1 protein-coding gene is annotated in these 1,948 nt (G+C 49.0%); it reads right to left on the bottom strand.

The annotated features are described in order from the left end of the window. Positions 1-494: 494 nt before the first annotated feature. On the bottom strand, positions 495-1,478 hold the full coding sequence (locus tag BMX61_RS24125) for a hypothetical protein (RefSeq protein ID WP_075627531.1): 984 nt from the start codon (positions 1,476-1,478) through the stop codon (positions 495-497). Positions 1,479-1,948: the final 470 nt, after the last annotated feature.

A 1,948-nucleotide genomic window follows, 5' to 3' on the forward strand; every position in this document is an offset into this window, starting at 1 on the left:
CCTCGGTGACATCATCAGCCTCTTCTCCGTCACCGAATGCCGAAACTTCTTCAAAGCCGCAGGATATGAGGCTGAATAAATGCGACATGCTTTAGTCTCGCGGTATTGCTTGTTTCAAGATTAGCGATTTGGTTCGAGCAGGGCGCTAGCTATAGCATACGTTCGAATACGCAGCGATGTCGCGATCGCAACCATAGGTGAAGCGACGAATCTTTAAAGCGGGAACTTCAGGGAGTTGCGTCTTTTCTTTCAGTCACCTAACTGCGATGTAACGTGACATGACCTTGATGGCTATGAGCCGCCCCGCACCAATATGTTAGAATTATCTAAGGCATTTCCGGTGATCTTGGCGCCACCGGAAATGCCTTATCCATTTTTCTACCTGCATTCTGCGCCAAAGCCATTCGCTTCCGCTCAAACATTCGATCGGGTATTCATGAGAATACGGATGGATTTGTCGTCGCGAACAACCTTGGGCTACGAGGAGATTGTAACTAATGAGCCGAGCTTCTATCCAAATTTAGCATCAGCTGTCCATATTCCTCTTCCGAATACTGCTCATATTTAACGGGATGGATATAAGCCTCGCCGGCCTCAAGTCGTTCAATGACCCAACTGATCTTGTCCGCAAGATAACGATCCTGCCAAAGGATGGACGTCCTCAGCCCCAGTTTCTCTGCCGTACTCACGCGTCCAAACACCCAGACAAGCGAAGTTGGAATGGAGATTTCTGGAAAAATGTCCATCGCTGACAGAGTTCCAAGAACATGCAACCATTCGTCCAAGGCTTTATAGGGGACGCAGAAGATATCTGAGTAGCCGGAGAAAAGCGGGTGTGAAAACATGAAGCGGCCGTGCTCGTCAAGATGGTTGCCACCGGCGAACAATTGTTCGTCGATAAACCTTCCTGCATACATTCCATCGATCCGTTCCAAATCGCGGGTCAGATAGGAAGGCGACGGGTCAAATCCGCCTACAAGACACTTCTGATTGATCGACTCGATACTTGGCAGATATTGCCGGGCCTTTTCAGATCCCGTTCCAAAGAGGCTGTCCATCGGGAACTTGAATTTGTAGCAGAGCCGTGTAAGCCAAACCCATTGATAGACAGGGCCTGAAATCTTGCGAATCTCGCTGATATACGCCTGCTCATTCTTAAGACCTAGCAGCGTCTCTACACTTCCTTCATCGAAGCGGCCTGAGAGCAACAGATCGTTATGAACAAACAAAACATGGCTGCAATCAGCAAACTTCGCTTTAATTTCTCGCTTAGCCTGAACGACAATCGAGTCGAAGTTGAATGCACCACTGTAGACTGTGACCACATCATCATCAGATGAATCTAAATGAAAGGGAACTAAAAATAGAATCTTTGTAAAGCGATCTTTGTAGAGCCGCCGCAAGACCGTGATCTGATGCGGGAAAGGGTGGTTAAAAATGAAGCAGATCCCCGCCTTGGTATTCGCTTGAAACGTCATCCAGATGCCTCTGCCGCTGCCTTTTATCTTTTTCGCTATAGCCCCGCGTTGTCCCAGGCGCAACAAGCTTTAAACCACCAGTTTCTGATCCTGTTGGTCCAGAATGACCGGCTCGTTATGCGCGGAGTCGCCTGAGCATGTAGTACGGCGGGTTGGACCCTCGGTGCAAACCGTCGAGTCCGATATCCACACGATCAACGGCACAGTGACAAAAGCAGAAGTGTCACGCGCTGATGTAAATGGACACAATCAAAAAGCATCCTAGCGATGTTCCACCAAGATTCAGGCTGATTTGGTTGGTTGTGGCCGCCCGAATGTGTTGTAACTAGCGACTGACCAAAGGCTAAACATTGGTAGATCTGATTATGCCTGACATCTAGGCTCAGGACCTATTAAATTGCTTGCTAACGGCCCGATCGGTTGATTCACTGGCGGCGCGAGGAGGCGCTGCCATGAGTGATTTGATTTGG

This window comes from Xaviernesmea oryzae, assembly GCF_900109605.1.
GTDB classification, from domain to species: Bacteria; Pseudomonadota; Alphaproteobacteria; order Rhizobiales; family Rhizobiaceae; genus Xaviernesmea; species Xaviernesmea oryzae.